Source organism: Rhodoferax sp. GW822-FHT02A01 (assembly GCF_038784515.1).
Classification (GTDB): domain Bacteria; phylum Pseudomonadota; class Gammaproteobacteria; order Burkholderiales; family Burkholderiaceae_C; genus Allorhodoferax.
Genome location: NZ_CP152376.1, coordinates 848,378 through 873,218, shown reverse-complemented (window position 1 = coordinate 873,218; position 24,841 = coordinate 848,378). Strand labels below are relative to the sequence as shown.

Here is a 24,841-nt window from a genome sequence, read left to right as displayed (position 1 = left end):
TTTATCCTACGCCATCTCACTCATACAGGCACAGGCGGTGCCTCGTTGCAAACGCCTTTCCCAGGCGGTTTACAGGAGTTGGTGGCGCAGGCCCATGGGTTCGTCGTGGAAGATGCGTGCGTCCATGAGCCGGGGGGCGCCTTGCATGGCGGGAACAAAGTCCATGTGGTCCAGGATGTCACGCTGCAGGTCAATGCCGGGGGCGATTTCAATCAACTCCAGCCCTTCGCTGCCAAGCTGAAAGACACAGCGCTCGGTGATGTACAGAACCGGTTTGCCGCGTGCCCATGCGATGGCGCCGCTGAAGGTACGGTGTTCGACCGCATGCAAGAACTTGCGGGCGCTTCCTTCCTGGTGGATGTGCACCCGCCCTCGCGCAACCGAAAGTTCCAGTTGGCCCGCGGTGAATGTGCCGACAAAGACCACCCGTCTGGCGTTCTGGCTGATGTTGATGAAGCCGCCAGCGCCGGCCAATTTGTTGCCGAACCGGGACACATTGATGTTGCCCTGTCGGTCTGCCTGTGCAAGGCCGAGAAAGGCGACATCCAGTCCGCCGCCGTCATAGAAGTCAAACTGGCTGGGTTGGTCGATGATGGCCTGAGCATTGGTGGCCGCGCCGAAATTCAATCCCCCAGCGGGAATGCCCCCAATCACGCCGGGCTCGGTGGTGAGGGTCATGAGGTCTGCGATGTTTTCTTCTGCTGCCACCGCGGCCAGCCCTTCGGGCATGCCGATACCGAGGTTGACTACGTCATTGGCTTTTATCTCCATGGCGGCGCGGCGCGCAATGATCTTGCGCGCATCGAGCTTCATCGCAGGCAGTGCATGGTCAGGCTGGCGGATCTCGGAGGCAAAGACAGCGCTGTAGGGCTCCACAAAAGTTTGCTGGTGGTACGCGGGCTTCTCGGCAACGACAACGCAGTCCACCAATACCCCAGGCACTTTGACCTGGCGCGGGTTGAGCGAGTGGCGTTCGGCAATGCGTTCAACCTGGGCGATGACGATGCCACCGCTGTTGTGGGCTGCCATGGCAATGGCTTGCGCCTCCAGAGTGAGGGCTTCGCGCTCCATGGTGATATTGCCATCGGCGTCGGCGGTGGTGCCCCGTATCAGACCGACATGGATGGGGAAGGCCTTGTAGAACAGGTACTCCTGGCCATCGAGCTCCATGAGTCTTACCAGCTCCGTTCCGCACTGCCTGGTTATTTCATTGAGCTTGCCGCCGCCATGGCGCGGGTCGACAAAAGTGCCCAGTCCCACGTGGGTCAGTGTGCCCGGCTTGCCTGCAGCGATGTCACGGAACAGATGGCAGATGACACCCTGGGGCAAGTTCCAGGCCTCGATGAGGTTGTTCAAGGCCAGATGCTGGAGCTTGGGCACCAACCCCCAATGCCCACCCACCACGCGACGCACCAGACCCGGGTGACCCAGGTGGTTGAGACCGCGCTCCTGCCCATCGCCCTGACCCGCCGCATACACCAGGGTCAGGTTGCGGGGATGGCCCACAGAGGAGTCGCTGGCACGCTGCCCTTCAAGAAACAGCGTTTCAATGGCAACTGCCAGGTTTTCTGCGAAGCCGATACCCACAAAGCCGCCTGTGGCTACCGTGTCGCCATCCCGTATCAACTGGGCCGCCTGGCGCGCGCTGACGACCTTGCCAGTGGGGCTGCCGCGCAGCGTGGCGGCCATTGCCTGTGTCTGCATGCGGACCTACACAAGTCCGGTCAGGTAGTAGACGGCAATCACCACGAAAACCGCCGAGGTCTTGAGCAGGGTGATGGCGAAAATGTCGCGATAGGCCACGCGGTGCGTGAGCCCGGTGACGGCCAGCAGGGTGATGACGGCGCCGTTGTGCGGCAAGGTGTCCATGCCGCCGCTGGCCATGGAGGCCACGCGGTGCAGAACCTCCAGTGGTATGCCCGCGGTGTTGGCCGCCTGGATGAAGAAGTCGGACATGGCAGCCAGTGCGATGCCCATGCCACCCGATGCCGATCCGGTAATGCCCGCCAGCGAGGTGACGGTGATGGCTTCGTTGATCAGCGGGTTGGGTATGGATTGCAGGGCGTTGGCGACCACCAGAAATCCGGGCAGGGCGGCGATGATGGCACCGAATCCGTACTCGGAAGCGGTGTTCATGGAGGCCAGCAACGCACCTGCAATGGCACTTTTGGTGCCCTCCGCAAACTTGGCAATCACCCCTTTGTATGCGAACACGATGACCGACAGAATGCCCACCAGCAGCGCGCCTTCCACTGCCCAGATGGCGGCCACCTTGGTGACGTCCTGCGTGACGGGCGTGGCCTTGCCGATGACGGCCGGAATGAACTCGACCGATTTGCCATAGACCTTGGGAATGAGGTCGGTGAACAGGCGGTTGGTTGCGCCGACGAGGACCAGCGGAAGAATGGCCACCCAGGGGTTGGCGAGTTTTTCGGAATGGTCGAACGGCTCCGGTTCGTTGCTGTGTCCCGTGCCATAGCCTTCACCTGCAGCCAGCGCACTGCGGCGGCGCCATTCCAGATAGGCCATGCCGGCGAAGAAGATGAACAGTGCGCCTATGCTTCCAAGCCAGGGTGCTGCATAGATATTGGTCTTGAAGAATGTGGTGGGGATCAAATTCTGGATCTGGGGCGTGCCTGGCAGCGAGTCCATGGTGAAGCTGAAGGCCCCTAACGCAATGGTGCCCGGAATCAGTCGCTTGGGAATATCGCTCTGACGGAACATTTCCGCTGCAAAGGGGTACACGGCAAAGACCACCACGAACAGCGATACGCCACCATAGGTGAGCAAGGCGCAGACCAGCACGATGGACAGCATGGCACGTCCACTGCCCAGCATCTGGATCACCGAAGAAACAATGGCCTTGGAAAAGCCCGAGAGCTCAATGACTTTGCCAAACACGGCGCCCAACAGGAATACCGGGAAGTAGCTTTTGACAAACCCCACCATCTTGTCCATGAACAAACCGGTGAACATGGGCGCGACCATGCCGGGGTCGGTCAGCAGCACGGCGCCCAGAGCAGCCACCGGGGCAAACAATATGACGCTGTAGCCTCGGTAGGCAACAAACATCAGAAAGCATAGGGCTGCCAGAACAATCAAAAATGCCATAGATATCTCCTCGTTATGCAATCACACAACCCGTGTGAAGTGCTGGGACTTTGCAAAAGTCTTGCCAGTCAAAATGCGGGGGATTCGTCACGGGTAAACCCTGCGTTTAGAGGGTTTTGTCCTGCAATGTGTCTGGCGCACCGGACGGCGTGTCCGCTTCTCCGGATGTCTTTTCAGGAAAGCCCGTGCAGCGTCACCTTTTCATACAGGCTGGTCCGCGATATGCCCAGCTGCTGTGCTGCACGCGTGCGATTGCCAGCACATGCAAGCAGTGCTTGCGCTATGGCAATTTTTTCGGCATTGCGCAAGGTATCGGTTAACGTGAACGCTGCGGCAGCTACTGGTTCTGCAGGGTTAGGGGCGGCTGCTGGGAGCACTGCGTTCACCGCTTCCAGGGTGATCGTGTCTGCATCGCTCATCAGAAGCACCCGTTCCAGAATGTTGCTCAACTCCCGAACGTTGCCGGGCCAGGCATGCTGTGCCAGCCGATTCAGCGCGTCGGGCGTGATTTCCCGAGGGGGCAGCCTGAGCTTTTGCGTCAGGCTGTCCAACAGATGCTCGCACAGGGCGGGCAAGTCCGAAGTCCGCTCCCGTAGTGGTGGCACGTGTAGGCTGACTACGTTGAGGCGGTAAAACAGGTCGGGGCGAAAGCGACCTGCGGCCATCTCGACCTGCAGGTCACAACTGGTCGCTGCAACAATGCGCACGTCGACGGTCTCCAGTCGATTGGAGCCCAGTGCCTCGAATTCCCCTTCCTGCAATACGCGCAGCAACTTGGCCTGGACGGCGGCAGACATGTCGCCAATTTCATCCAGAAACAGCGTGCCACCATTTGCCATCTTGAATTTGCCTTCGCGCCCCTTGCGGTCAGCGCCCGTGAATGCACCGGCAGCGTGGCCGAAGAATTCGGATTCCAGCAGGTTCGCCGGAATGGCCGCGATATTGACTGCAACAAAGGGCTTGCTGGCGCGGTCACTGGCGTTGTGTATGGCCTGGGCGAGCAACTCTTTGCCCGTGCCCGTTTCACCCTGGATCAGCACGGCAGCGTTGGAGCGCGCGGCGCGGCGCGCCTGGAGCTTGAGCTGAATGCAGGCGGGTGAACCGCCGACGATGCTGCCGAGTGTGTACTTGGCTCGGCGCGCCAGTGCAAGCTTGTTCTGTGCATCCGAATAGTCTTGCCGGAGTCGGTTGTAGCGACCGACAAGAGGCGCCAGTCCCAAAGCATTGTCGAGCAGAATTATTCCGATCGCACCGATGATGTTGTGGTCGCCGTCGCGCAGAGGCAGGCGCACCACGACAAAGCTCTCAGATCCAAACTCCATGATGTCCAGCATGATCGGGCGACCGGTTTCCACCACGGTGCGCATCAGGCTATTGGGCAATATTTGCTCCACCGGTTTACCGATGGTCCCAGCGAGATCGGTGATGCCCAGGCGATGGGGGTAGCGCTCGTTCATCCACACTATGCGGGCGTCCTTGTCCACAATGAGTGCACCTTCGCACATGGTGGCAATGTGACCAAGCAGGGAGTCTGTGGCGACTTGCAACAGCTTTCGGACCTCGTCCGACTCCATGGATTTGTCTGTCGCCAATAAAGAGAAGGATGCTTCGAATCGATCGGAAGATCTCAATGTCGGTACCTGACTCATCAACTTGCTCCGCTTCCAGATTCACCGCAAGTTGCGGCCCGTGCATTGTGTTTGTCCGGGCCTTGGGCACGGTGATTGCTAAGTGGGATTTACAGTGTGAAGACTTCTGTTGTCTTCTAATTTGCCGGATCGGCACAGCAATCGACCCCGCATGTTTCCAAGCGAACTTTCACCCTCGGTGATGCGGTCGCCGCGATTGGGCATGAGGCCCGGCTTGAACGGGTTCCGCGTCTTCCGGTTGCACGCCTGGCAATTTGCCAAAGTCTCATTGGAGGAGAAAGCAATGGATGTGCATTTCCGCTACCGCAGGTCACACAAGGGAGCAAGCCGCAGCGACCAGTCCCCCCGACTGGAGAAGGTCGCCTCCGTGATGAATGTACCTGAAGGCGTTGTCTATGAATTCAGCAAATACCTCCTCTCCGCCGTCACCTCTGACTTTCCTGAACAGCAGCCGCAACTCTGCGATGCGGCGCTGCAAGACATAGGCAAACTGGAGAGAGGCGAGATCGATGCTGCTGAATGGGGTGGGAAATATTTCTCACACTTTCTCACGCGCTCCCAAGCGACCTTTGAACATGTGGTCTATGGCGAAAGCGCAAGCTGGCCGCTTTGGTCGTGCACGCTGGGGCAATACAAGGCCGTGTTGCAGGGGTGGCGTCAATTCATGGATATGCCCGCTGACATCGACAGCCATTTGACCGTTGCGTTGCCATCCGACAGGCCCTGAGCCCTGCATTCCCTACGTCTTTGTTGGGCAGCAGCCCCACGCGTATCAGGGCATCTGCCGCCGGGTGCAAAATCGGCCTATGCAACTTGTTCTGGAATCGCTGGCATTTGCCTTGCGCAAATTGCTCAAACTCACTTTCGTCGCGCTGGTGACTGTGCTGGTGTTGTGCCTGGTCGCAATCGGCATCGCCGTTCTGGCATTTGTCGTGTTGCGCGCGCTGTTGACGGGACGTAGGCCACAGGTGGGCGCGACCTTCACACGGTTCAAGCAGGCAGCAGGGCCCTTTCAGCAAGGGGCGTGGTCCGCAGGCGCCGGGCGGCGTCCTGCGTCAGCCGATGTTGTGGACGTGGAGGCAACGGAGGTGCCGAGCGTCCGGATCGAAGGCCGTTAGCCCAAGGTTCGACCGAAGAAGCGCAGTGTGCGATCCCAGGCTTGCTGGGCCCATACAGGATCAAACTGCGTGGCTGGAATGCGACCGGGACCTACCGCAGTTTCGTTGGCGAAGGCATGGTGCGCCAGATAACGGTGGAACTCCAGGTTGACATCCGCCGCACGCAACTTGTCTTCCAGCAGATTTACCGTTTCCGCCTTGAAGAATTCGTCCTGCGTGGCCCAATGACCGAGGATGGGCGCGCGGATCTTGCTGGCGTCGATGTACTCCAGTGGAGGGCAACCGTACCAGACCACACCGGCATCAATTTCCGGGGATTGCGTAAGTGCCAGCAGCGTCAAAGCGCCGCCCATGCAGAAGCCGGTCAGGCCCACCTTGGACGTGCGGGCCTTGAGAAACTGCACTGCGCCACGAATGTCCTGTGACGCCGCGTCGGCAAAATCCAGTCCCGACATCAGGTGGTGCGCCTCTTCTGCTTCCACGGTGGAATTGCCCCGGTACAGGTCTGGCACCAACGCCTGGTACCCCGCAGTTGCCAACCGGTCTGCCACGCCGCGGATCTGCGCGTTCAGGCCCCACCATTCCTGGATCACCACCACGCCTGGAGCGCCCGCGGCCTGTGCCGGTTCAGCGAGGTAGCCCTGCACCGTCTTGCCGTCGGGGCGTTGAAAATTGATTGAAGATCCCATGTCTCTCTCCTCTTGAAATAGACCACAACGGCGTGCATGCTGCCACGGTTTTGCATTTTGTGCCGAAGGTTGCGAATTCTGTTACCCCGGGAACTTGAAACTGCATACACTGGTTCATGACTAAAACAAAGGAGCGCGCCATGAAGCTGTTGTTGCCCGTGGATGGATCGGAGTTTTCATTGGAGGCCGTACGGTTTGCCATCCGTCTGGTGGCAGATGGGTTGCGCGCAGACGTGGTTCTGGCCAATGTGCAGGAACCAGCCAATCTGTACGAGCTGATCGTGGCCCACAACCCGGAAGTGATTGAGCAGGTCAGTGCCGATGCCGGTATGCATGCCTTGCGATCTGCCCAGGCATTGCTGGAAGCCGCCGGCATTGCCTACGAAAGCGAAGTCGCCCAGGGCGACCCGGCGCACACCATTGTGGACATCGTGGAGCGCTTTGGCTGCCAGATGGTGATCATGGGCGCACGCGGCCAGAGCGGATTGCGTCGGGCCTTGATGGGCTCGGTGTCCAACGAAGTGCTCCACGCCTGTCCGGTCCCGGTGCTGATCGCACAGCCGCAAAGCCCACCGGAGGTGGAACCTCAGGAGTAGGCAGCTACGGGCGTATAGGCCGCGCCGCTCAGGCGGTCGGCTGGTGTGGTTTGTCGGCGCGATGTCCGCGCAGAGTGATTGCAGTCAGCAGCAAGGTCACGAGTGCGGAACCCGCAATGCCCGCCAACATCGGGCGGGCCGTGCCATCCACGAACAGTCCCACCAGGGCCATGACGGCAGCTCCGGTCATGAACTGCAGTGTGCCCATCAGCGCGGAGGCCGTGCCGGCGATCTCGCCATGCTCGTCCAGCGCCAGCACGGCAGCCGAAGGCATCACCAGACCCAGAAAACCATAGCCGACAAAGAGCAGGGCAATGATCAGAGGAAGTCCTTCGAACCCGGCCCAATGCAGCACCATCAGCAGCGTCATCACTGCCGCGTAGCAGGCTACGCCGCCACGCACCAAAGGCACCATGCCAAAGCGCTTGACCATGCGGCCGGTGAGCTGCGACATGCCGATGAAGGACGCAGCGTTGGCCGCAAAGGCAAAGCTGTACTCGCGCGGTGTCAGGCCGTAGTGGTTGATGAGAACAAAGGACGAGTTGGCCAGGTAGGCGAAAAAGCTGGAGATGCCAAAGCCGCCAATCAGCACCAGTCCGATGAAATGGCCGTCACGCAGTAGCACGCCGTATCCGCGCAGGGCGCTGCCCACACTGCTGCCGATACGACTTTCCTTTGAGCGGGTTTCTGGCAGCGCCATGGCCAGCAACACCATTGCGAGCACCGCCGCCACCGTAACGGCCCAGAACACTGCACGCCAGCCGCTCCATTCGATCAGAAAACTGCCAAATAGGGGCGCCAGAATGGGTGACACGCTGAACACCAGGGTCAGCAGCGCCATCAGGCGTGCCGCCTCCGGCCCGGTGTGCAGGTCGCGCACCACTGCGCGCGGCACCACCATGCCAGCGCAAGCGCCGGTGCCCTGCACCAGGCGCCACAGAACCAGGGTCTGGATGTCAGGCGCCAGCGCACAGCCCACACTGCCCACGGCGAAGATGACCAGTCCCCAATACAGGGGACGCTTGCGCCCAAACATGTCCGATGCCGGGCCATACACCATCTGCCCCAGTCCCAGGGCGATGAAGAAGGCCATCAGACTCATCTGGACGGCACCAGCCGAAGCGCCCAGGCTGCTGCCGATGGACGGCAGGGCAGGCAGGTACATGTCGATGGCAAAAGGTCCGATGGCTGACAACAGGCCAAGGACCATGGCAATTTGTAAGAAGTTGTTGTTCATGGTGATGCGCAGGGAACCGTGGAAGATAACAAAGAAGTCCAAGCCATGCGCGCGGGCGTGCGATAGGCCTGTTTGATGCAGGTTAGACTGCGCACACTTCCCCGCCCCTGCTGGGGGCTGCCAACCAAACACGGGTGCTTTTGAGAGTCGTATGGGAAAAACAATAGCCTGGTTTCGCCGCTTTTCCTGGAGGGATGCGTTGGCCTCCGCCCTGCCGGTCGCAGCGGCAGTCGCCGTGGCGGTGTGGGCTGCCCTGCATTTCATCGACCCGGCACCGTCGCGCCATGTGGTGATCGCTACCGGCGCCGAAGACAGCGAGTACCTGGACTTTGCCAACCGCTACGCCAAGGAGTTGGCGCAGGATGGTGTGGAGCTGGAGGTGCAGTCCTCCGGTGGTGCGCTGGACAACGTCAAGCGGCTGCGGGACGAGGATGACGCGGCGCGCATTGCCTTCCTGCAGGATGGCTTGTCGGATACCGAGGAAAGTCGTGCCAGCGATTCCGATGTGGACCTGGTGTCGCTCGGCTCGGTGTCGTATGAGCCGATCTGGATTTTCTATCGTGACCGCCACCTACAGACGCGCCTGTCCGCACTCAAGGGGCAACGCATTGCGGTCGGCCCACCGGGCTCCGGCACCCATGTGTTCGCCCTGCGTCTGCTGCAGGCCAACGGCGTGGACGCCAAGAACAGCCGCTTCGTCACCGTGGGCCGGGCAGCGGCGCAAAAGCTGTTGCAGCAAGGGGAGGTCGATGCGGGCATCTTCATTGGAGCGCCTGAATCCGCGATGGTGCGCGAGCTGGTGGCAACACCCGGCATCCGCATCATGAACCTGGACCAGGCCGAGGCGTACACCCGGCAGTTCCCCTATTTGCACCACCTGGTGTTGCCGCACGGCGCATGGGATCTGGGCTCCAATCGGCCCGCACACGACCTGAATTTGCTGGCCACCACCACCACCGTAGTGGTCACCCAGAGTCTGCATCCCGCTCTGGTATCGCTGCTGCTCAAGGCCATGCAGAAGACCCATGGCGGAGCCGACCTGCTCAACGCACCCAAGGCCTTTCCTGCAGTCAAGGACACCGACTTTCCCCTGAGCAAGGATGCGGCCCGCTTCTACCAGTCCGGCCCGCCATTCCTGCAGCGGTATCTGCCTTTCTGGCTGGCCACGTTGGTAGATCGCGCGGCCCTGGCCATCATCCCCTTGTTGGCCATTCTGGTGCCGGTATTGCGTACCGCACCGGCGCTGTACGGTTGGCGTATTCGCCGGCGCATCTATCGCTGGTATGGCGAGCTCAAGTACTTGGAAATCCAGGTGCGCTCACCCGATGCATCCGAGTCGCGCGAAGAGTTGCTGCGCCAGTTGGACCAGATCGAGCACAAGGTCACCCATGCCGTATTGCCGCTGGCCTTTTCCGAGCACGCCTACATGCTCAAGGAGCATATTGATCTGGTCAGGCGGCAGATGCAGGCAGCGACTGCAGGAGCTTGACGGTGACTGGCAAAGCAACGGACATCAAGCCCCTGCTGCGCGGGCTGCTGAGTTACTACGTGGCCAATGGCGTGTCGGCGGCTCTGGGGTTGCTGCTGATTACCGGCGTGGTGCATTGGCTGCTGGGTGCGGCGGCTGCCGCGGCAACTTCCATAGGTGTCATCGTCTGCATCCCGCCCGACCAGGCCTCTCCCGTCAAGGGCAAGTTCTGGCACTTGCTGCCTGCGGCTGTGATGGGATTGCCTCTGTTCTTCGTGGTGCAGGCGCTACGCAATGCGCCGGTGTGGCTGGGGCTGGTGTTAGTACCGGCGACGTTTGTGGCGTTTCTGGGCGGCGCCTGGGGCAAGCGGGGATTGCCGATCGCGGTATCGCTGATGTTTGCCATGATTTTCTCCATGGCCTTTCCGGACCACTCCGGTGCAGGCGCACTGACCAGCTCACTCTACTTTGGGCTGGGCGCTGCGTTGTACCTGGTGTATTCGCCGTTGGCCAATCGCCTGCTCAACAGCCGCTACCGCACCCAGATGCTGGCCGATACCCTGATGGCTTTGGCCCAACTGATGCGTAGCCAGGCCGAGCAGTTCATGCGCATTGCGCAGGCCGACCGGCGCGACCCAGCACCCTTGATTGGCGTGCTGCTGCGCCAGCAGGCCGCGCTGACGGACCAGTTGCAGAGCGCGCGCGACATCGTGCTGGAGTCCCCGGATTCGCCGCCCAGGCAGCGGCTTGCCGGCATCCTGCTTCTCATCCTGGAGATGCGCGACCATTTGACCGCGTGTGAACTGGATCTGGATCTGCTGCGCGCATCGACGGGCAGTTTCCAGGCCATGCAGGGGCTGAGCGATGTGCTGCGGGACATTGCCCAGGACATGGAGGACCTGGCTGATGCCCTGCTGTTCCGGCGCACGCCGGCTCCCATCGTGGACCGGCGGCCACTGCTTGCGGCATTGTCCTGGGAGAGTGCGCCTGGCGTCGGAGATTCGCACATCACCGTCCTGGCCCGTGGCCTGGCCAACCGGGTTGGCAATCTCAGCGATGAAGCGATGCGCGCCAGCGCCCTGGCACGTGGTGCGGCAATGCCCGACTCGGAGCTGATCAAGCAGACCTGGCAGATGTTCGTCAGCAGCACCGCATGGTCGCTGCGTCCCTTTCTGACCGTGTGGCAGTGGGACGCGCCCACCATGCGCCACGCGATACGCGCTGCATTGGCCATCGGTTTTGCCTATGTGCTGGGTCTGGTGCTTCCCTGGGGCACGCACGACTACTGGATCCTGCTCACCATCGTGGTGGTGCTGCGCGGCAGCCTGGCGCAGACGCTGGAGCGCCGCAACAGCCGTGTCATGGGCACCTTGATTGGTTGTGTACTGGCGGGCCTCATCCTGGCCGCGCATGTCTCCGTGGTCACCATGCTGCTGGTGGTCACGGTGGCGCAGGCCATCGCCCACGCACTCGCATTGCGGCGCTACCTGTTCACGGCCATCGCGGCCACGGTGCTGGGGCTGGTGCAGGCGCACATGATCAATGTGGGTGCCAGTCCGGTGTTTGATGAGTTGGAGCGTATTGCGGATACCCTGATGGGTGTGTCGATTGCCTGGGGTTTCAGCTACGTGCTGCCGTCCTGGGAGCGGCACCGCATATCCGCCTTGGTCGCACGGGCCCGGGCTGCCCAGGCCCGCTATGCGCGCATTTCACTGAACCTGGGCCGTGTACAAAGGCAGGCGAGTGCACCGGAACTGGAGTGGCGGCTGGCCCGGCGCGAATGCTATGAAACCCTGTCCGCCCTGGTGCAGGCCACTCAGCGCGCCCTGTTCGAACCGCGCGCCGTGCGTCCGCAATTGGAGCCGTTGGGTCGCATACTGGCGCTGAGCTACCAGCTGCTGGCGCAGCTCACTTCGATCAAGACCATGTTGCTGCTGCGCCGCGCAAGGCTGGAGCAGGATCGTATTGCCCAGCCCCTGGTCAACACGGCAGAGCGCATTGAGGCGGCACTGACGCGCGGCGTTTCGTCCGGGGTTGTGCAATGGGATGCCTCGGCCGCGCCCACGCAGCACATATTGCCGGACCCGTTTGAGGGAGACCTTACACCGTGGTTGCTGCGGCGCCTGGAGCTGGCATCGGGCCTTGCGGCTCAGATTGCCATGGTACGAGAGGATGCCGACTGACAGATGTTGCGGCCAAACGCCGGGGCTGGCAGTGGTACAGTTGCGCCCGCTATGCACCCCGTTGCGGGGGTAAGAGGATCACATGCCCATCTATGAATACGCCTGCAGCGATTGCGGCAAGGAATTCGAAACCTTGGTGCGCTCCGGCAGTACGCCCGAGTGCCCCGCTTGCCACTCCGTCAGCCTGGAAAAGAAGCTCTCTGTCTTCGCAACTACCGCAGTGACCGAGTCGGCCCCAGCCGTCCTGAGCGGACCGTGTGGCTCCTGCGGGCATCCGGATGGTCCGGGCGCCTGCCAACTGCACTGAATCTGAAAGAGCCCATTCGCATGACTGAGTCAACCAATCGCCCTGAACTGCCGGACCACCTGTCCATTGACCCGCGCAGCCCGCATCACGTCGCTGCCATTTTTGAACACGATATCGGCATTCGCTTCAACGACAAGGAGCGCCATGACGTGGAAGAGTACTGCGTCAGCGAAGGATGGGTGCGGGTCCCGGCCGGCAAGACCCTGGACCGCAAAGGACGCCCGCTGCTGATCAAGATCAAAGGCAAGGTCGAGGCGTTCTACAAGTAAAGCCCCACCAAAGTAGGGCTGTAGCCAGCCCTACATGAACCAGTCGGGAAAGACATAACGCGCCTGTGTGATCGCCGCGTCACCCAGCACCGTCAGATGGCTGGCCTCGTCTTCTTCCACAGGCTCGGTGGAACCATAGCTGATGAGTTCGCGGTGGGTGTTGGCGTAGAGAATCTGGTCGCGCAAGGCGTGCGGCAGGTGCATCTGCTCACACCCCACCTGCATGGTCATGGAGCGGTGCCCTACCAGGCCGGTGGGTAGCAGGCCATGCAGGTACAAGACACCCAGACAGAGCGAGTGAATGCCCTCGTTGGCCATGAAGAACCGTCCCATGGCACTGAAATCCCGGTTCTTGGCATTGCGCACACAGCACACCGCGTTGGATAGCAGTCGGATTGCGGAGTATTCGTAGAACGTGGTCTTTCGAAGTTGCCCACTCCATACCAATACCTGGAGTTCCGTGGGCATGGCCCTTTGCAATGTGGACGTGGTCATTCTGTGTGGCCCTCTTGGTTGCGTCACTGATTTCATCTAACTGGTTATCGGCTGTTCGCGCCTTAACCGTAGGGAAAAATGCAGTGGTACCAAGCGCCTACAGAGTCCTTCGCAAGGCGGCAAAGAACAGTTCAGACTGCAGCCGTTCGCCAATGGTCTGTTCCATGACCTTGTGGGCGATATCGGCCGCCACGGGAACCACGGGCGCACCGGTACTTTGGGCCAGTACCTGGACCTGGCAGGCACGCTCCAGGTAATAGAGGTCGTCGTACGCATAGTCCATGCGCTGGGCGCAGACCACCACGCCATGGTTGCCAAGAAAGACCACATCAGCGCCCTGCATGGCGTTGGCAATGCGCTCTCCTTCGGATGTGTCCAGCGCCAGCCCGTTGTAGTGCGCGTCGGCGGCGACACGGCCATGAAATCGCATGGCGTTTTGCGACAGGCAGGTGTCCAGTGCGCGCCTGGCCGTGAGAGTAAGGGCCGTGGCATAGGGCATGTGGGTGTGCAGCACGCAGGCCTTGCCGGCAATGCGATGGATGGCCGCGTGGATGAACATGGCAGTCGGCTCCACTGCGTGGCGCCCGGCCAGCTTGTTGCCGTGTACATCGATCAGCACGATGTCGTCGGCCTGTATCTCCTGCCAGAGCAGGCCGCGTGGATTGAGCAGAAAACGCCCGGATGCGTCGGGCAATTCCACACTAAAGTGGTTGCAGACACCCTCGGCCAAGCCATGAAAGGCTGCTGCGCGCAGCGCCAGCGCCAGGTCCTCACGCAATTGCGTCACGGTTTCGGATTCAAAGTCTTGCAAATGTTGGTTCATGGCCGCAGTCAAGAGGTAGTGAGTTGCCATTTTTGCACCATCCAGTGCGCAGATTGGTGGCGGGTGTCTCTAGACGATGTCGGTGATCATCGAAATTTCTTGACTTGTCTCAGGAAATTGCCTTTAATTTACCAATTGGTTAATTAAGAGGTTTGTTTTGCAACCACCCGACACCCTGAGCACCACCTTCGCCGCCCTTGCGGACCCGACGCGGCGCGCCATCCTGGCGCGGCTGTCGCAGGGAGAGGCCTCGGTGAGCGATCTGTCCAAGCCCTTTTCCATGAGCGCGCCAGCGGTGACCAAGCACCTCAAGGTGCTGCAGCGCGCCGGGCTCATCAGCCAGAGCCGGCAGGCCCAATGGCGTCCGTGCAAGCTGCAGGCCAAGCCGCTGATGGAGGCAGCCGACTGGGTTGCCCAGTACCGCCAGCACTGGGAAGAGCGCCTGGACCGGCTGGAGGACTATTTGCAAACCTTGCAGACCGATATCCCAACCACCGGTACCCCCACAAAGGAGAACATCCCATGAGCACCCCATTCAAGATCCAGCGCCTGCTCAAGGCGCCACGCCAACTGGTGTGGGACGTGTATTCGCAGGCCCAGCACCTTCCCCATTGGTTTGGCCCCAAGGGCAGCACCATGCCTTTCTGCGATCTGGACTTCCGCGTGGGGGGCACCTTCCACTACTCCATGAAGACGGCCGAAGGCATGGAGCTATGGGGTAAGTGGCTGATTCGTGAAATCGTGGAGCCTGAGAAGATTGCGTTGATTCAATGCTTCTCGGACCCGCAGGGCAACGTCACCCGCAACCCCTGGACGTCCACCTGGCCGCTTTACACCCATTCGGTCACCACCTTGCAGGAGCAGGGCGACTCCACGCTGTTGACCATCGAGTGGGCAGCTCACGAAGCCACCGCAGAAGAGCAGGCGATGTTCGACGCAAGCCACGCCAGCATGACCCAGGGCTGGAGCGGCAATCTGGATGTGCTGGAAAGCTATCTGGCGTTATTGCAAACACCTTGAATGGGAACCAGGAAACCACCATGTCACTTACCCTTTACTACCACCCTTTGGCGTCCTTTTGCCACAAGGTCCTGATTGCCTTGTACGAGAACGGCGTCGCATTTGATGCCCGCATCATTGATCTCGGAGCGGAACAGGACCGGGCGGAACTCGCGTCAATGTGGCCGTTCTGCAAGTTTCCCGTGCTGAGGGATAGCGCGCGCAACCGGGATGTTCCGGAGTCATCCGTCATCATTGAATACCTGGACCGTTTCTTTCCCGGTAAGAGCCCGTTGCTTCCCGTTGATTTCGATGCGGCGTTGCAGGTGCGCCTGTGGGATCGCATATTCGACAACTACGTGCATGCGCCCATGCAAGACATCGTCATGGACCATATTCGCGGCGCCAAGGCGGACATGGGCGGCGCCCGGTCAAGCATACAGACCGCGTACTGTTTGCTTGACAAGCAATTGGCGTCTTCACTCTGGGCCGCAGGCGCAAACTTCAGTCTGGCCGACTGTGCCGCAGCACCCGCCCTGTTCTACGCGCACACACTGGAGCCTTTTCCTGAGCAACTCGGGTACTTGCGCGCCTACTTCGACAGATTGATGGCGCGACCCTCTGTGCAACGGGTGCTGGCAGAGGCCAGACCCTACTTTCCCCTCTATCCGTTTCATGCCGCCATTCCCGCGCGGTTTCTTTCCTAAAAGGAGCACTTCATGGCACGTACCAGCACCTACCTCAATTTCAATGGCAATACCGAACAAGCCTTTGCGTTCTATCGCACGGTGTTTGGTGGCGAATTCAACGGTCCCGTACACCGCTTCCGCGACGCACCCGCCGCACCTGGTCAGCCTCCCATGCCAGCCGACACCGCCAACATGGTGATGCACATCGAGCTGAACTTGCTGGGTGGGCATGTGTTGATGGGGACTGACGCACCGCAGTCCATGGGCTTCAAGGTGGTGCAGGGCAACAACGTGCATATCAACCTGGAGCCCGACACCCGTGCCGAAGCCGAGCGTCTGTTCAACGCGCTGGCCGCCAGCGGCACGGTGGAAATGCCGCTGCAGGACATGTTCTGGGGCGCTTATTTCGGCAGCCTCACTGATAAGTACGGCATCCACTGGATGATCAACTGCGTGGAAAAGGCCTGAACATGCCCGTTGCAGCCGATGCGTTCTTGATGGTGCGCACGGTGCACGCACCGCGTGCCCTGGTGTGGCAGGCCTGGACCGACCCCAAGCTGTTGGTGCAATGGTGGGGCCCGCGGGCATTGACGCATTGTGAGTGCGCTCTGGATGTGCGTGTGGGTGGAAGCCACAGCGTCACCATGCAGATGCCGGACGGCACGCGCTATCCCATCCGCGGGGAGTACCTGGAAGTGCTGCCCATGCAACGCCTGGTAATGACCATGGATTGCACCGACCACCCTGCTGCCTGGCACGACATGATTCGCCCCGGGCGCGCACCGGGCGACAACAACGCTCCGGGCATCATGGTGCAGACCGTCCAGTTTGAGGACGATGGCGATCGCACCCGCCTGACGATTCACACCCGCTTTGATTCGATAAAGATCCGCAACGCCATGGTGCAACTGGGCATGAACCAGGGCTGGTCGGAGAGTGTGGAAAAACTCAACGAGCAAATGGCGGCCTTGACGGGCATTGTCGACCGGCACATCGTGATCTCGCGCGCCATCAAGGCGCCGCGCGAGCGCGTTTGGGCGGCCATGACCGATCCGCTGCAGGTAGTCAAATGGTGGGGGCCAACCGGCTTCAGCACCACCATCGTGGAAATGGACGTGCGCGTGGGCGGTGTGTGGAAACACACCATGCACGGACCGGATGGTACCGACTATCCGAACAAAAGCATCTTCAAGGAGGTGCTGCCACCCGGGCGCATCGTGTATGCGCACGCGGGCGGGAAGGTAGGCGGAAAAGGCGCCAACTTCGTTTCCACCTGGACCTTTGAGGAGCTTGGCGAGGGCACCTTGCTGACCATCCGCATGGTGTTTCCCACGCCCGCTGATCGCGACCACGTGGTTGCCGAATACGGTGCCATTGAAGGAGGACGCCAAACACTCGGACGGCTGGACGCCTACCTCACGCAAGGCGACGGTTACAATCAGGCGGTCATTGGGGAGTAGCCGCTCTTCTTCGGAAGAGGCTTACGTCAACATACTTGACCCGCAGGTCATGGCGTACGCAGTTCCTTTGCCTGGCAAGACCTTTGGCCGTATCGCCTCCACCGTGGCCGGGGAAGCGATGCGGTCATTCGTCCGAATCCGGCCCTGGAACCCTTATGGAAGCCCTTCTCATCTCCACCGGAGTCGTTGCCCTTGCGGAAATCGGCGACAAGACCCAACTCCTGGCATTCATCCTCGCGGCGCGCTTCAAGAAGCCGCTGCCCATCATCCTCGGCATTCTGTGCGCCACGCTGGTCAATCACGGTCTGGCCGGCGCGCTGGGTGCGTGGATCACCGCCAGCATCACACCGGGTATCTTGCGCTGGGTGCTGGGCGCCTCCTTCATCGCCATGGCGATCTGGACACTGATCCCGGACAAGATTGAAGAGGAGGAAACCCAGGTGGCGCATCGGTTCGGCGTTTTCGGCGCTACCTTGATCACCTTCTTTCTGGCCGAGATGGGCGACAAGACCCAGATCGCTACCGTGGCCCTGGCCGCGCACTACGCCAGTCCGCTGTGGGTGGTGGCTGGCACCACGCTGGGCATGTTGATCGCTGACGTGCCGGCGGTCTTCATTGGCGACAAGCTGGCCAACAAGATCCCCATGAAGCTGGTGCACTCCATCGCCGCCGCTGTGTTTGCGCTGCTCGGACTTGCCACGCTGCTGGGCGCGGGCTCCGGACTCGGTCTCTAGGCAGCGCTCTTGCGCTGGGCGGTTTGCGCCGATACCCAGCGCATGCCGCTGGTGATGACGATGAGTACCAGCACGTAGGCAATCACCTGCATGCCTGCGGGCTGCGCGTCGTAACCCACCAGGCCGTGCAGTATGGTGCCAGCCACCGTGTCCTGCGACAGCACGCTGGAGGTGTCCCAGATCGGCGCGCCCAGGCTGGGCAGCACATCGGCCTGAATCAGCATGCGGGCCGCTTGCGAAGCCATGCTGGCGGCCAGCAACAGCACCAGTACACCGGTGACGGCAAAGAACCAGCGCACCGGTATTTTCAGCAAGCCCATGTAGAGCAGGCTGGCGACGGCAGCGCCTGCAGCCAGGCCCAGTCCACCACCCAGTGCGGTGTCACGCAGCCCGCTGTCACCGCTGGTGGCAACGCCGTACAGAAACAGCACCGTCTCGGAACCTTCGCGCAAAACGGCCAATGCGATGACGATCAGGATCACCGAGCGCTCGCGACTGCCATCAGTTATCGAGCGCGCCGTACTGCTGATTTGCTGGGCCAACTCCTTGCCGTGTGCCGACATCCAGATGTTGTGCCAGGCCAGCATGGCGACTGCCGTGATCAGAATGGCCACGTTGAAGAACTCCTGGCCCATGCCGTCCGCCAGATTGGCAATGGCGCCCATGCTGGAAGCCACGATGGCAGCGCCAATCAGCCCCAGCAACACGCCACCGGCGACCCAGCGACTGCGTTGTGGAACGCCCCTTGTCGCGGCCATCATGATGCTGATGATGAGCGACGCTTCCATGGATTCACGGAAGACGATGATGGCGGCTGCAAACATGGCGTGCTCCCGGGTTTATTCGACGACGATGGTGCCCTGGGCGCCGGCTTCGGTCTCGTGGTATTCCTCGACAAATGCGTAGCGGCCCGGCTTGAGCGGCCCCAGATTGATGGTGGCGGTGGTCTTGCCGGGAATCACCTTCTCGCGGCCTAGGGGCTTGCTTTCAAACTCGGCCGGTGTGGGATCTGCATTGATCACTTGCAGTTTGATCTTCTGGCCGGCGGGAAGCTTGATTTCCTTGGGCTCGAACACATGGTTCTTGATCGTCAACGTGAATTCGTCGGTGGCGGCAAAGCTGGTGGCAGTGGCGAACGCCAACAAGGCCAAGGCGAGGGTTGATTTCATGAAGTACACCCAGTTAATGAGAATGATTCGCATTGTATAACCAACTGGGAGATTTGCAGTGCCACTTTGGTCGGGAGTTCCCGAGTACGGATTGCGCGGCATGCACTTGTGCATCCGTGTTTTTGCTTGGGTGCAATGAATTGAGATCATAAAAACTCTATTTTCCACTTATAGGTAGATTTAATGGTTTATTTGTGATCACAAATAGGTCAATGCATGTATCATTGAAAGATCCCCACAAACTGTCATTCCCATGCCACAAACCCTGGAAGAATTCCTGATTGCCCATCGCATCCATGAGGTTGAATGCGTCATTCCCGATATGACCGGTATTGCGCGCGGAAAGATCCTTCCGCGCGATCTGTTCCTGGCGGAAGGGCAGATGCGCCTGCCCAAGAGCGTGCTGCTCAACACGGTCAACGGGCAGCAGCCTGACAACGGCCCCTTTGTCGGAGACACCGACCCCGACATGGTGTGCGTCCCGGACGGTGCCACGGTGCGGCTGGTGCCCTGGGCGGCCGAACCGGTTGCCGTGGTCATCCATGATTGCCAGGAATGGGACGGTAGCCCGGTCCAGATATCGCCGCGCGGCGTGCTGCGCCGGGTGCTGGAGTTGTACCGTGCCAAGGGATGGACGCCGGTGGTCGCGCCGGAAATGGAGTTCTATCTGGTAGCACGGCAGAACAACCCGCACGAACCACTGCAGCCGCCCTTGGGCCGCACCGGCAAACCCGAAGCGGGGCGCCAGAGCTATTCGATTGATGCGGTGAATGACTTCGACCCCTTTTTCATGGAGCTGTCCACTTTCTGCGTACAGCACCGCCTGGGCGTCGAAACCCTGATCCACGAGGCCGGGCCCGGCCAGATGGAGATCAACTTTTCGCATGGTGAGCCCATGGATCTGGCCGACCGCGTGTTTCTGTTCAAGCGCACGGTGCGCGAGACGGCGCTGCGCCACGGTATCTTTGCCACCTTCATGGCCAAGCCGATGGAGCAGGAACCCGGCAGCGCCATGCACATCCACCAAAGCATTACCGATGCTGAAGGACACAATATCTTCAGTCTGCCCGATGGCACCGAGAGCCCGCTGTTTGGCAGCTACATCGCAGGCCTGCAGGCCTACATCCCCAAGCTGATGCCCATGTTCGCGCCATATGTGAACTCGTACCGGCGTTTGTCGCCCTTCATGTCGGCGCCCATCAACGTGCGCTGGGGCAATGACAACCGCACATGCGGCATTCGCGTGCCCAAGTCCGGCCCGGATGCGCGCCGTGTGGAAAACCGCGTGCCTGGCGTGGATGTGAATCCGTACCTGGCCATGGCAGCCACGCTGGCCGCGGGTTACGTGGGCATGTGTGAGAAGCTGCAGGCATCGGAAGCCACCATCGACAGCGCCTGGAACGTCAGCCACGAGTTGCCGCGCAATCTGGAAGATGCCATCAACGCCATGCGCGCCTGCGAACCCATGCGCGATATGTTGGGAAGCGCCTTTGTGGATGCCTTCTGCGCCGTGAAAGAGCTGGAATTTGCCATGTACAACCGCGTCATCAGCTCCTGGGAGCGTGAGCATCTGCTGCTGTTGGTCTGAGGGTAATTCAATGAACACTACGATTTCTGCCCTGCGTCCCAGCGGCATTTCCACAGACAAGCTGCATGCACTGGTCGCGCGCGAACGTGCGCTCTACATGCAGCGCAATCCCAAATCCCAGGCACTGGCCACGCGTGCCGGTGCGCACCTGATGTTCGGTGTACCGCTGCACTGGATGAGCGATTGGGGCACACCATTTGCCTTGCAGGTGGCCAGCGCACAGGGCGCGCACCTGCAGGATGTGGATGGCCACCGTCTGGCGGACTTCTGCCTGGGCGACACGGGTGCCATGTTCGGTCACGCGCCTGCGGCAGTGACCGCAGCGTTGCAGCGCCAGGCGGCATTGGGCCTGACCACCATGCTGCCCAATGAAGACGGTGCCGTGGTGGCCGAGTTGCTGGCAGAACGCTTTGGGTTGCCGCAATGGCAGTTCGCCATGACCGCCACCGACGCCAACCGTTTTGTGCTGCGCTGGATGCGCGCGGCTACGGGTCGCAAGGTTCTGCTGGTTTTCAATGGTTGTTACCACGGGACGGTCAGCGACGTATTTGTCGATCTGGTGGACGGCCAGCCCGTGCAGCGCGACAGCCTGCTGGGCCAGGTGCACGACCTGACGCAGACCACCCGCGTAGTGGAGTTCAATGATCTGGCTGCACTCGAAGCCGCGCTGGCACCCGGTGACGTGGCCTGCGTGCTGGCCGAACCGGTCATGACCAACATTGGCATGGTGTTGCCGCAGCCGGGCTTCTGGGAACAGGCGCAGGCGCTGATCAAAAAGCATGGTGCCATGCTGGTGATGGATGAAACCCACACCATCAGCAGCGGCCCAGGCGGCTATGCAAGGGCGCACGGACTGTCGCCCGATGCGGTGGTGGTTGGCAAGCCGCTGGGCGGCGGCATGCCGTGTGCCGCCTACGGCTTCAGTGCCGAACTGGCGCAGCGTGCGGTGCAGGCCAAGCGCAATGCGCCACCGGGCCATTCGGGCATTGGCACCACGTTGACGGCCAATCTGTTGGCCATGGCGGCCATGCGGGCTACCTTGTCAGAATTAATGACGGCTCCCACCTATGTGCCCTTGCACGCCTTGGCCGGCGTGCTGGCCCAGGGGTTGCAAGAGTTGTTGGCAAGCCGTCACATGCCCTGGTGCGTCACACAAGTCGGCGCTCGGGTAGAGTTCCAGTTCTGCCCGGTGGCTCCTGTCAACGGTACCCAGGCCGCCAACGCCATGGATGCCGAGCTGGAGCATGCCATCCACCTGTATCTTTTGAACCGCGAAGTGTTGATCACGCCCTTTCACAACATGATGCTGATTTGCCCCGATACCCGGCATGATGATGTGGCGCGCCTGCTGCAGGGCATGCGCGATTTTCTGGATGAATGCACCTGACGGCACACGACCCACGCAATACATGAACCCAACGCCAAGCAGCCCGGTCCCTTCGGAAGTCGCCACCACCACACAGCAGGACACTGTGTACCAGACGCTGCGGCAATGGATCACGGTGGGCCGCTTTTTGCCCGGTGAACGCCTCAAGATTCGCAATGTGGCGGCGGATCTGGGCGTGGGCCAGATGCCGGTGCGTGCGGCATTGCAGCGGCTGGCAGCCGAAGGCGCACTGATCAACGTGCCCAATGCCGGCGTGACCCTGCCGGTGCTGTCGGTGCCCGAGTTTGACGATCTGCTGCAAATGCGCATGCTGCTCGAAGGGGAGGCCGCCGAGCGCGGCAGTCTGCGTCTGCAAAGCGAACAGCTTGCCCATATGCAGGCGTTGAGCGAGCGCATGGCAAAAGCCCTGGCCGATCTGAACCGGGATGAGTACCTTGCAGCCAACGAAGACTTTCACGTGCTGCTGTACCGTGCCTCCGGTTCGCCCCTGCTGTTTCATCTGATCGACAACCTGTGGCTCAAAGCCGGGCCTATTTCGAATCAGCTGTTTGACACACCGGATGCAGCCGCCTGCCTGAACGACGCCCATGAGGATGTGATGCAGGCGCTGGAGAAACGCGACAGCGCCGCAGTGCGGCGTGCCATTGAGCGTGACATTTTTGTTGCAGGCCAGTTCCTGCGACGCAGCGCAACTGCGCGTCGGCCCAACAAGCCAATCAAGCCGGATTGATGACTATGTCAGAGCAAGGGTAGGCCTGGCAGGGCAGCACGTAGCCTTCTTCCATTTCTTCGGTGGACAGTCCCGGCCACTCGATCTCGTAGCGGACTGTGCCAGATTCAAGCTTGCCGATGCAGGTACGGCAGGTGCCATTGCGGCACGAACTCACCCAGTTGGCACCGCCTTGCTCCAGGGAGATCAACAGCGGCTGGTTGTCCGGCGCGTCCACCTGCAATCCGTCCTGCTCCACCGTGGCGGTGTACCAGGTGGGCGCGGAGCCTTCGGGCGTCATGCAAGGGAGCGCCGGTTCAACCGGTCAAGTGCATTACTCGTCATTCAGTCGTGGAGTTGAAAGCCCCTCTGCCGGTTCACCGGTGTCGGGGTCGATCCAGTCGGCTATGCCGAGTTCGTCTTCGGCCTCTTCCAGCGACTCTCCAGGCCCGGGCTCCTCTTCAGAGTCCGAAGCCTCCAACTCGGCCAGCGCCTCTTCCATGGTGGCGAAGGGGCCGAGTTCCTGCTTGCCCTCGGTGGGTTGCCAGTAGTAACCGTCGGGGCGCAGAACCACTTGCCCCATGTCAACTTCCGTGATGGCGTCGTCGTCTGTCGCCTTCATCGCGTCCTTGAAAGACTGTGTAGGGGTTGCGGTCATGGAGATCTCTCGAAGTGGGTCGTGTCAAAGAACGGGGGCGCGCTTGGCCGCGTCCTTGGAGTGATCCTGGATCTTCTCCTTGTGGCGCATGACCTGACGCTCCAGCTTGGCAGCCATTTCATCGATGGCGACGTACAGATCTGCGTTGGAAGATTCGGCAAACAGATCCGCGCCTTTGAGGTGCAACGTGCACTCGGCGTGTTTGCCGTCTTTTTCCTTGTGCTTTTCCACGGACAGCGTGACCTTGGTATCCACCACTTCCTCAAAGTGTCCAGTGATCTTGTCGAGCTTGCCTGTCACATAAGACTTCAGTGCGTCGGTAACTTCGATGTGGTGTCCGCTGATAGTCAGTTTCATTTTCATTCTCCTTTTCGTGGTTCCAGGCTTCTGCCGATTGTGGTGCGGTTGGAAGGATCTTGCGAAACGTCCTTGCTGCACCGTCGTAAACAGCATATCACTGCGCTACACCGGTGCGGCGACAAAGCCTGTGCCGAGAAGGGGGGCATGCGCATTCCTTGATCTTGAGCAAGAAACCATACTGCCTGCATTGACGGAGCTACGCAGGCATTTCCTCCAGATCAATATGGATGGTGAGCGCATCGGAGATGCTGTCGAGCTGGCCGTGAAGTTCGTCCAGATCCAGTGTGCTGGGCACCTCAATGCTTGCCGCCGCTTCAAATAGCGGCTCGCCGCTCATGGCCGCGCTGGTGATGCGGGTATCCATTTCACGCACACTGATGTGACGGGCCGCCAGTGCCTGGGATACCTCGCGCACGATTCCAGGCCGGTCGTTACCCACAAGCGTCAGTCGCAGGTGACGAACCCCGCTGGGGACCTTCTCTCCCTGGCTTTGCGCCACCACCACCGACAGGTTGTGCGCCGACAGTGCCAGCAACGCAGCGCGCAATGCGGCTGCCCGCGCCAGCGGGACTTCGACCTGAACGATGCCGGCAAACTGACCAGCCAGTTCGCTCATGCGGCTCTCCAGCCAATTGCCGCCATGCTCGGCCACTGTGCGGGACAGTTCCTGCACCAGGCCCGGCTTGTCAGCCCCTACAAACGTGAATACCAGGGGTGTGGACATGAGGGACTCCTGAATGGATGAGGCGCGACTACTGGTTCAACACCAGTGTGACCAGGGCCGAAGCATTGGCGATTGCCGTCACGCTGTGGGGAACGGAGCCCAGCAAGAACATGAGTTGCCCGGCCAGCAAGCGGGTGCTGTTGCCATCCACCTGCACGTCCAGCTCACCCTCGATGCACTGGATGGTGATCTCGCCGCTCACCTTGTGCATGGGCATGGATTTGCCTGCAGACAGCACCAGGCGTATGACTTCCAGCTGCTCCGACTTGAAAAGAGCCGCTGAGCGCTGCTCGCCAAGCCGTGCGTCGTAGGGCGTAACGTCGATGGGTTCGCCTGAAAGGGCATGGGCAATGGACATGGTGCTGTCTCCTCAAGAGTGTCGAGTGTCGTTCTGTGTTCAGTTATACCCCGCATCCCGC

At 60.9% G+C, this 24,841-nt stretch carries 29 protein-coding genes, 1 pseudogene and 1 riboswitch; of the genes and pseudogenes, 16 read left to right on the top strand and 14 right to left on the bottom strand.

Annotated elements, in window-relative coordinates:
• Positions 1 to 72: 72 nt before the first annotated feature.
• The 3 genes and pseudogenes from AAGF34_RS04195 to AAGF34_RS04185 all read right to left on the bottom strand — a co-directional run.
• Positions 73 to 1,704 (bottom strand): annotated as a pseudogene (locus AAGF34_RS04195) (acyl CoA:acetate/3-ketoacid CoA transferase); the annotation flags it as partial.
• A gap of 6 nt (positions 1,705 to 1,710) precedes the next feature.
• Positions 1,711 to 3,111, bottom strand: a complete 1,401-nt coding sequence (locus AAGF34_RS04190; protein ID WP_342619381.1) for a GntP family permease — start codon at positions 3,109 to 3,111, stop codon at positions 1,711 to 1,713.
• 173 nt (positions 3,112 to 3,284) lie between these two features.
• Entirely contained in the window at positions 3,285 to 4,658 is a 1,374-nt protein-coding gene (locus AAGF34_RS04185; RefSeq protein ID WP_342619380.1) for a sigma 54-interacting transcriptional regulator, read from the bottom strand.
• A gap of 385 nt (positions 4,659 to 5,043) precedes the next feature.
• Between AAGF34_RS04185 and AAGF34_RS04180 the strand changes: the two genes are divergently transcribed.
• Both AAGF34_RS04180 and AAGF34_RS04175 read left to right on the top strand, forming a co-directional pair.
• Positions 5,044 to 5,487 (top strand): hypothetical protein, encoded by a 444-nt coding sequence (locus AAGF34_RS04180; protein WP_342619379.1) that lies wholly within the window; start codon positions 5,044 to 5,046, stop codon positions 5,485 to 5,487.
• Positions 5,488 to 5,566: 79 nt separating this feature from the next.
• Positions 5,567 to 5,878, top strand: coding sequence for a hypothetical protein (locus tag AAGF34_RS04175; RefSeq protein WP_342619378.1), 312 nt, complete (start codon positions 5,567 to 5,569; stop codon positions 5,876 to 5,878).
• Here the strand turns inward: AAGF34_RS04175 and AAGF34_RS04170 are convergent.
• Entirely contained in the window at positions 5,875 to 6,567 is a 693-nt protein-coding gene (locus AAGF34_RS04170; RefSeq protein WP_342619377.1) for a dienelactone hydrolase family protein, read from the bottom strand. The genes AAGF34_RS04175 and AAGF34_RS04170 overlap by 4 nt on opposite strands.
• A gap of 140 nt (positions 6,568 to 6,707) precedes the next feature.
• Here AAGF34_RS04170 and AAGF34_RS04165 point away from each other — a divergent pair, with 140 nt between their 5' ends.
• Positions 6,708 to 7,163, top strand: coding sequence for a universal stress protein (locus AAGF34_RS04165; RefSeq protein WP_342619376.1), 456 nt, complete (start codon positions 6,708 to 6,710; stop codon positions 7,161 to 7,163).
• A 28-nt stretch (positions 7,164 to 7,191) separates the two neighbouring features.
• On the opposite strand, the gene AAGF34_RS04160 is transcribed toward AAGF34_RS04165, so the two are convergent.
• A complete protein-coding gene (locus tag AAGF34_RS04160; protein WP_342619375.1) occupies positions 7,192 to 8,400 on the bottom strand; it encodes a multidrug effflux MFS transporter in 1,209 nt (402 codons plus the stop codon).
• Between the two features lie 151 nt (positions 8,401 to 8,551).
• Here AAGF34_RS04160 and AAGF34_RS04155 point away from each other — a divergent pair, with 151 nt between their 5' ends.
• The 4 genes from AAGF34_RS04155 to AAGF34_RS04140 all read left to right on the top strand — a co-directional run bounded on the left by AAGF34_RS04155 (position 8,552) and on the right by AAGF34_RS04140 (position 12,627).
• Positions 8,552 to 9,889 (top strand): TAXI family TRAP transporter solute-binding subunit, encoded by a 1,338-nt coding sequence (locus AAGF34_RS04155; protein WP_342619374.1) that lies wholly within the window; start codon positions 8,552 to 8,554, stop codon positions 9,887 to 9,889.
• 2 nt (positions 9,890 to 9,891) lie between these two features.
• Entirely contained in the window at positions 9,892 to 12,051 is a 2,160-nt protein-coding gene (locus AAGF34_RS04150; RefSeq protein WP_342619373.1) for an FUSC family membrane protein, read from the top strand.
• 82 nt (positions 12,052 to 12,133) lie between these two features.
• Positions 12,134 to 12,358: a zinc ribbon domain-containing protein gene (locus tag AAGF34_RS04145; RefSeq protein WP_342619372.1), complete on the top strand. Its 225-nt coding sequence runs from the start codon at positions 12,134 to 12,136 to the stop codon at positions 12,356 to 12,358.
• 20 nt (positions 12,359 to 12,378) lie between these two features.
• A complete protein-coding gene (locus AAGF34_RS04140; protein WP_342619371.1) occupies positions 12,379 to 12,627 on the top strand; it encodes a DUF3297 family protein in 249 nt (82 codons plus the stop codon).
• 30 nt (positions 12,628 to 12,657) lie between these two features.
• Here the strand turns inward: AAGF34_RS04140 and AAGF34_RS04135 are convergent, their stop codons facing one another.
• The gene (locus AAGF34_RS04135) at positions 12,658 to 13,122 is read right to left on the bottom strand and encodes a hypothetical protein (protein ID WP_342619370.1); all 465 of its coding nucleotides are present in this window, start codon (positions 13,120 to 13,122) and stop codon (positions 12,658 to 12,660) included.
• Between the two features lie 97 nt (positions 13,123 to 13,219).
• Positions 13,220 to 13,945: an aldolase gene (locus tag AAGF34_RS04130; protein ID WP_342619369.1), complete on the bottom strand. Its 726-nt coding sequence runs from the start codon at positions 13,943 to 13,945 to the stop codon at positions 13,220 to 13,222.
• Positions 13,946 to 14,102: 157 nt separating this feature from the next.
• Here AAGF34_RS04130 and AAGF34_RS04125 point away from each other — a divergent pair, with 157 nt between their 5' ends.
• The 6 genes from AAGF34_RS04125 to AAGF34_RS04100 all read left to right on the top strand — a co-directional run bounded on the left by AAGF34_RS04125 (position 14,103) and on the right by AAGF34_RS04100 (position 17,827).
• On the top strand, positions 14,103 to 14,471 hold the full coding sequence (locus AAGF34_RS04125; RefSeq protein WP_342619368.1) for a metalloregulator ArsR/SmtB family transcription factor: 369 nt from the start codon (positions 14,103 to 14,105) through the stop codon (positions 14,469 to 14,471).
• Positions 14,468 to 14,965 (top strand): SRPBCC domain-containing protein, encoded by a 498-nt coding sequence (locus tag AAGF34_RS04120; RefSeq protein ID WP_342619367.1) that lies wholly within the window; start codon positions 14,468 to 14,470, stop codon positions 14,963 to 14,965. The genes AAGF34_RS04125 and AAGF34_RS04120 overlap by 4 nt, the downstream gene beginning before the upstream one ends.
• Before the next feature lie 20 nt (positions 14,966 to 14,985).
• Entirely contained in the window at positions 14,986 to 15,651 is a 666-nt protein-coding gene (locus tag AAGF34_RS04115) for a glutathione S-transferase family protein (protein ID WP_342619366.1), read from the top strand.
• A 12-nt stretch (positions 15,652 to 15,663) separates the two neighbouring features.
• Positions 15,664 to 16,101, top strand: a complete 438-nt coding sequence (locus AAGF34_RS04110; protein ID WP_342619365.1) for a VOC family protein — start codon at positions 15,664 to 15,666, stop codon at positions 16,099 to 16,101.
• 2 nt (positions 16,102 to 16,103) lie between these two features.
• Entirely contained in the window at positions 16,104 to 17,093 is a 990-nt protein-coding gene (locus tag AAGF34_RS04105) for an SRPBCC family protein (protein ID WP_342619364.1), read from the top strand.
• Positions 17,073 to 17,245: riboswitch (yybP-ykoY riboswitch) on the top strand. (Overlaps the previous gene by 21 nt.)
• Positions 17,246 to 17,248: 3 nt before the next feature.
• Entirely contained in the window at positions 17,249 to 17,827 is a 579-nt protein-coding gene (locus AAGF34_RS04100) for a TMEM165/GDT1 family protein (RefSeq protein WP_342619363.1), read from the top strand.
• On the opposite strand, the gene AAGF34_RS04095 is transcribed toward AAGF34_RS04100, so the two are convergent.
• Together AAGF34_RS04095 and AAGF34_RS04090 are read right to left on the bottom strand one after the other, a co-directional pair.
• Positions 17,824 to 18,651, bottom strand: a complete 828-nt coding sequence (locus AAGF34_RS04095) for an FTR1 family protein (protein ID WP_342619362.1) — start codon at positions 18,649 to 18,651, stop codon at positions 17,824 to 17,826. The two genes, AAGF34_RS04100 and AAGF34_RS04095, sit on opposite strands and share 4 nt — an antisense overlap.
• A gap of 15 nt (positions 18,652 to 18,666) precedes the next feature.
• A complete protein-coding gene (locus tag AAGF34_RS04090; protein ID WP_342619361.1) occupies positions 18,667 to 18,996 on the bottom strand; it encodes a cupredoxin domain-containing protein in 330 nt (109 codons plus the stop codon).
• Between the two features lie 253 nt (positions 18,997 to 19,249).
• Between AAGF34_RS04090 and AAGF34_RS04085 the strand changes: the two genes are divergently transcribed.
• The 3 genes from AAGF34_RS04085 to AAGF34_RS04075 are packed head-to-tail and all read left to right on the top strand — an operon-like array spanning position 19,250 to position 22,701.
• The gene (locus tag AAGF34_RS04085) at positions 19,250 to 20,584 is read left to right on the top strand and encodes a glutamine synthetase family protein (RefSeq protein ID WP_342619360.1); all 1,335 of its coding nucleotides are present in this window, start codon (positions 19,250 to 19,252) and stop codon (positions 20,582 to 20,584) included.
• Between the two features lie 10 nt (positions 20,585 to 20,594).
• Positions 20,595 to 21,971, top strand: coding sequence for an aspartate aminotransferase family protein (locus tag AAGF34_RS04080; RefSeq protein ID WP_342619359.1), 1,377 nt, complete (start codon positions 20,595 to 20,597; stop codon positions 21,969 to 21,971).
• Positions 21,972 to 21,993: 22 nt separating this feature from the next.
• Complete coding sequence (locus AAGF34_RS04075; RefSeq protein WP_342619358.1) at positions 21,994 to 22,701, top strand: GntR family transcriptional regulator; 708 nt, start codon at positions 21,994 to 21,996, stop codon at positions 22,699 to 22,701.
• On the opposite strand, the gene AAGF34_RS04070 is transcribed toward AAGF34_RS04075, so the two are convergent.
• The 5 genes from AAGF34_RS04070 to AAGF34_RS04050 form a co-directional block, all read right to left on the bottom strand.
• Positions 22,688 to 22,981: a 2Fe-2S iron-sulfur cluster binding domain-containing protein gene (locus AAGF34_RS04070; protein ID WP_342619357.1), complete on the bottom strand. Its 294-nt coding sequence runs from the start codon at positions 22,979 to 22,981 to the stop codon at positions 22,688 to 22,690. The two genes, AAGF34_RS04075 and AAGF34_RS04070, sit on opposite strands and share 14 nt — an antisense overlap.
• Positions 22,982 to 23,014: 33 nt before the next feature.
• Positions 23,015 to 23,338 (bottom strand): hypothetical protein, encoded by a 324-nt coding sequence (locus AAGF34_RS04065; RefSeq protein WP_342619356.1) that lies wholly within the window; start codon positions 23,336 to 23,338, stop codon positions 23,015 to 23,017.
• 24 nt (positions 23,339 to 23,362) lie between these two features.
• On the bottom strand, positions 23,363 to 23,695 hold the full coding sequence (raiA, locus tag AAGF34_RS04060; protein WP_342619355.1) for a ribosome-associated translation inhibitor RaiA: 333 nt from the start codon (positions 23,693 to 23,695) through the stop codon (positions 23,363 to 23,365).
• 199 nt (positions 23,696 to 23,894) lie between these two features.
• Complete coding sequence (locus AAGF34_RS04055; RefSeq protein WP_342619354.1) at positions 23,895 to 24,422, bottom strand: ACT domain-containing protein; 528 nt, start codon at positions 24,420 to 24,422, stop codon at positions 23,895 to 23,897.
• A 28-nt stretch (positions 24,423 to 24,450) separates the two neighbouring features.
• Entirely contained in the window at positions 24,451 to 24,780 is a 330-nt protein-coding gene (locus AAGF34_RS04050; RefSeq protein WP_342619353.1) for a cupin domain-containing protein, read from the bottom strand.
• Positions 24,781 to 24,841 lie beyond the last annotated feature (61 nt).

Excerpts from the sequence above, each read along its gene's own strand:
- AAGF34_RS04105 (WP_342619364.1), top strand. The coding sequence starts at position 16,104 with ATGCCCGTTGCAGCCGATGCGTTCTTGATGGTGCGCACGGTGCACGCA.
- AAGF34_RS04115 (WP_342619366.1), top strand. The coding sequence starts at position 14,986 with ATGTCACTTACCCTTTACTACCACCCTTTGGCGTCCTTTTGCCACAAG.
- AAGF34_RS04050 (WP_342619353.1), bottom strand. The coding sequence starts at position 24,780 with ATGTCCATTGCCCATGCCCTTTCAGGCGAACCCATCGACGTTACGCCC.
- AAGF34_RS04065 (WP_342619356.1), bottom strand. The coding sequence starts at position 23,338 with ATGACCGCAACCCCTACACAGTCTTTCAAGGACGCGATGAAGGCGACA.
- AAGF34_RS04165 (WP_342619376.1), top strand. The coding sequence starts at position 6,708 with ATGAAGCTGTTGTTGCCCGTGGATGGATCGGAGTTTTCATTGGAGGCC.
- AAGF34_RS04190 (WP_342619381.1), bottom strand. The coding sequence starts at position 3,111 with ATGGCATTTTTGATTGTTCTGGCAGCCCTATGCTTTCTGATGTTTGTT.
- AAGF34_RS04170 (WP_342619377.1), bottom strand. The coding sequence starts at position 6,567 with ATGGGATCTTCAATCAATTTTCAACGCCCCGACGGCAAGACGGTGCAG.
- AAGF34_RS04070 (WP_342619357.1), bottom strand. The coding sequence starts at position 22,981 with ATGACGCCCGAAGGCTCCGCGCCCACCTGGTACACCGCCACGGTGGAG.
- AAGF34_RS04055 (WP_342619354.1), bottom strand. The coding sequence starts at position 24,422 with ATGTCCACACCCCTGGTATTCACGTTTGTAGGGGCTGACAAGCCGGGC.
- AAGF34_RS04120 (WP_342619367.1), top strand. The coding sequence starts at position 14,468 with ATGAGCACCCCATTCAAGATCCAGCGCCTGCTCAAGGCGCCACGCCAA.
- AAGF34_RS04180 (WP_342619379.1), top strand. The coding sequence starts at position 5,044 with ATGGATGTGCATTTCCGCTACCGCAGGTCACACAAGGGAGCAAGCCGC.
- AAGF34_RS04140 (WP_342619371.1), top strand. The coding sequence starts at position 12,379 with ATGACTGAGTCAACCAATCGCCCTGAACTGCCGGACCACCTGTCCATT.
- raiA (WP_342619355.1), bottom strand. The coding sequence starts at position 23,695 with ATGAAACTGACTATCAGCGGACACCACATCGAAGTTACCGACGCACTG.
- AAGF34_RS04135 (WP_342619370.1), bottom strand. The coding sequence starts at position 13,122 with ATGACCACGTCCACATTGCAAAGGGCCATGCCCACGGAACTCCAGGTA.
- AAGF34_RS04075 (WP_342619358.1), top strand. The coding sequence starts at position 21,994 with ATGAACCCAACGCCAAGCAGCCCGGTCCCTTCGGAAGTCGCCACCACC.
- AAGF34_RS04100 (WP_342619363.1), top strand. The coding sequence starts at position 17,249 with ATGGAAGCCCTTCTCATCTCCACCGGAGTCGTTGCCCTTGCGGAAATC.
- AAGF34_RS04085 (WP_342619360.1), top strand. The coding sequence starts at position 19,250 with ATGCCACAAACCCTGGAAGAATTCCTGATTGCCCATCGCATCCATGAG.
- AAGF34_RS04090 (WP_342619361.1), bottom strand. The coding sequence starts at position 18,996 with ATGAAATCAACCCTCGCCTTGGCCTTGTTGGCGTTCGCCACTGCCACC.
- AAGF34_RS04175 (WP_342619378.1), top strand. The coding sequence starts at position 5,567 with ATGCAACTTGTTCTGGAATCGCTGGCATTTGCCTTGCGCAAATTGCTC.
- AAGF34_RS04095 (WP_342619362.1), bottom strand. The coding sequence starts at position 18,651 with ATGTTTGCAGCCGCCATCATCGTCTTCCGTGAATCCATGGAAGCGTCG.
- AAGF34_RS04080 (WP_342619359.1), top strand. The coding sequence starts at position 20,595 with ATGAACACTACGATTTCTGCCCTGCGTCCCAGCGGCATTTCCACAGAC.
- AAGF34_RS04160 (WP_342619375.1), bottom strand. The coding sequence starts at position 8,400 with ATGAACAACAACTTCTTACAAATTGCCATGGTCCTTGGCCTGTTGTCA.
- AAGF34_RS04130 (WP_342619369.1), bottom strand. The coding sequence starts at position 13,945 with ATGAACCAACATTTGCAAGACTTTGAATCCGAAACCGTGACGCAATTG.
- AAGF34_RS04110 (WP_342619365.1), top strand. The coding sequence starts at position 15,664 with ATGGCACGTACCAGCACCTACCTCAATTTCAATGGCAATACCGAACAA.
- AAGF34_RS04155 (WP_342619374.1), top strand. The coding sequence starts at position 8,552 with ATGGGAAAAACAATAGCCTGGTTTCGCCGCTTTTCCTGGAGGGATGCG.
- AAGF34_RS04145 (WP_342619372.1), top strand. The coding sequence starts at position 12,134 with ATGCCCATCTATGAATACGCCTGCAGCGATTGCGGCAAGGAATTCGAA.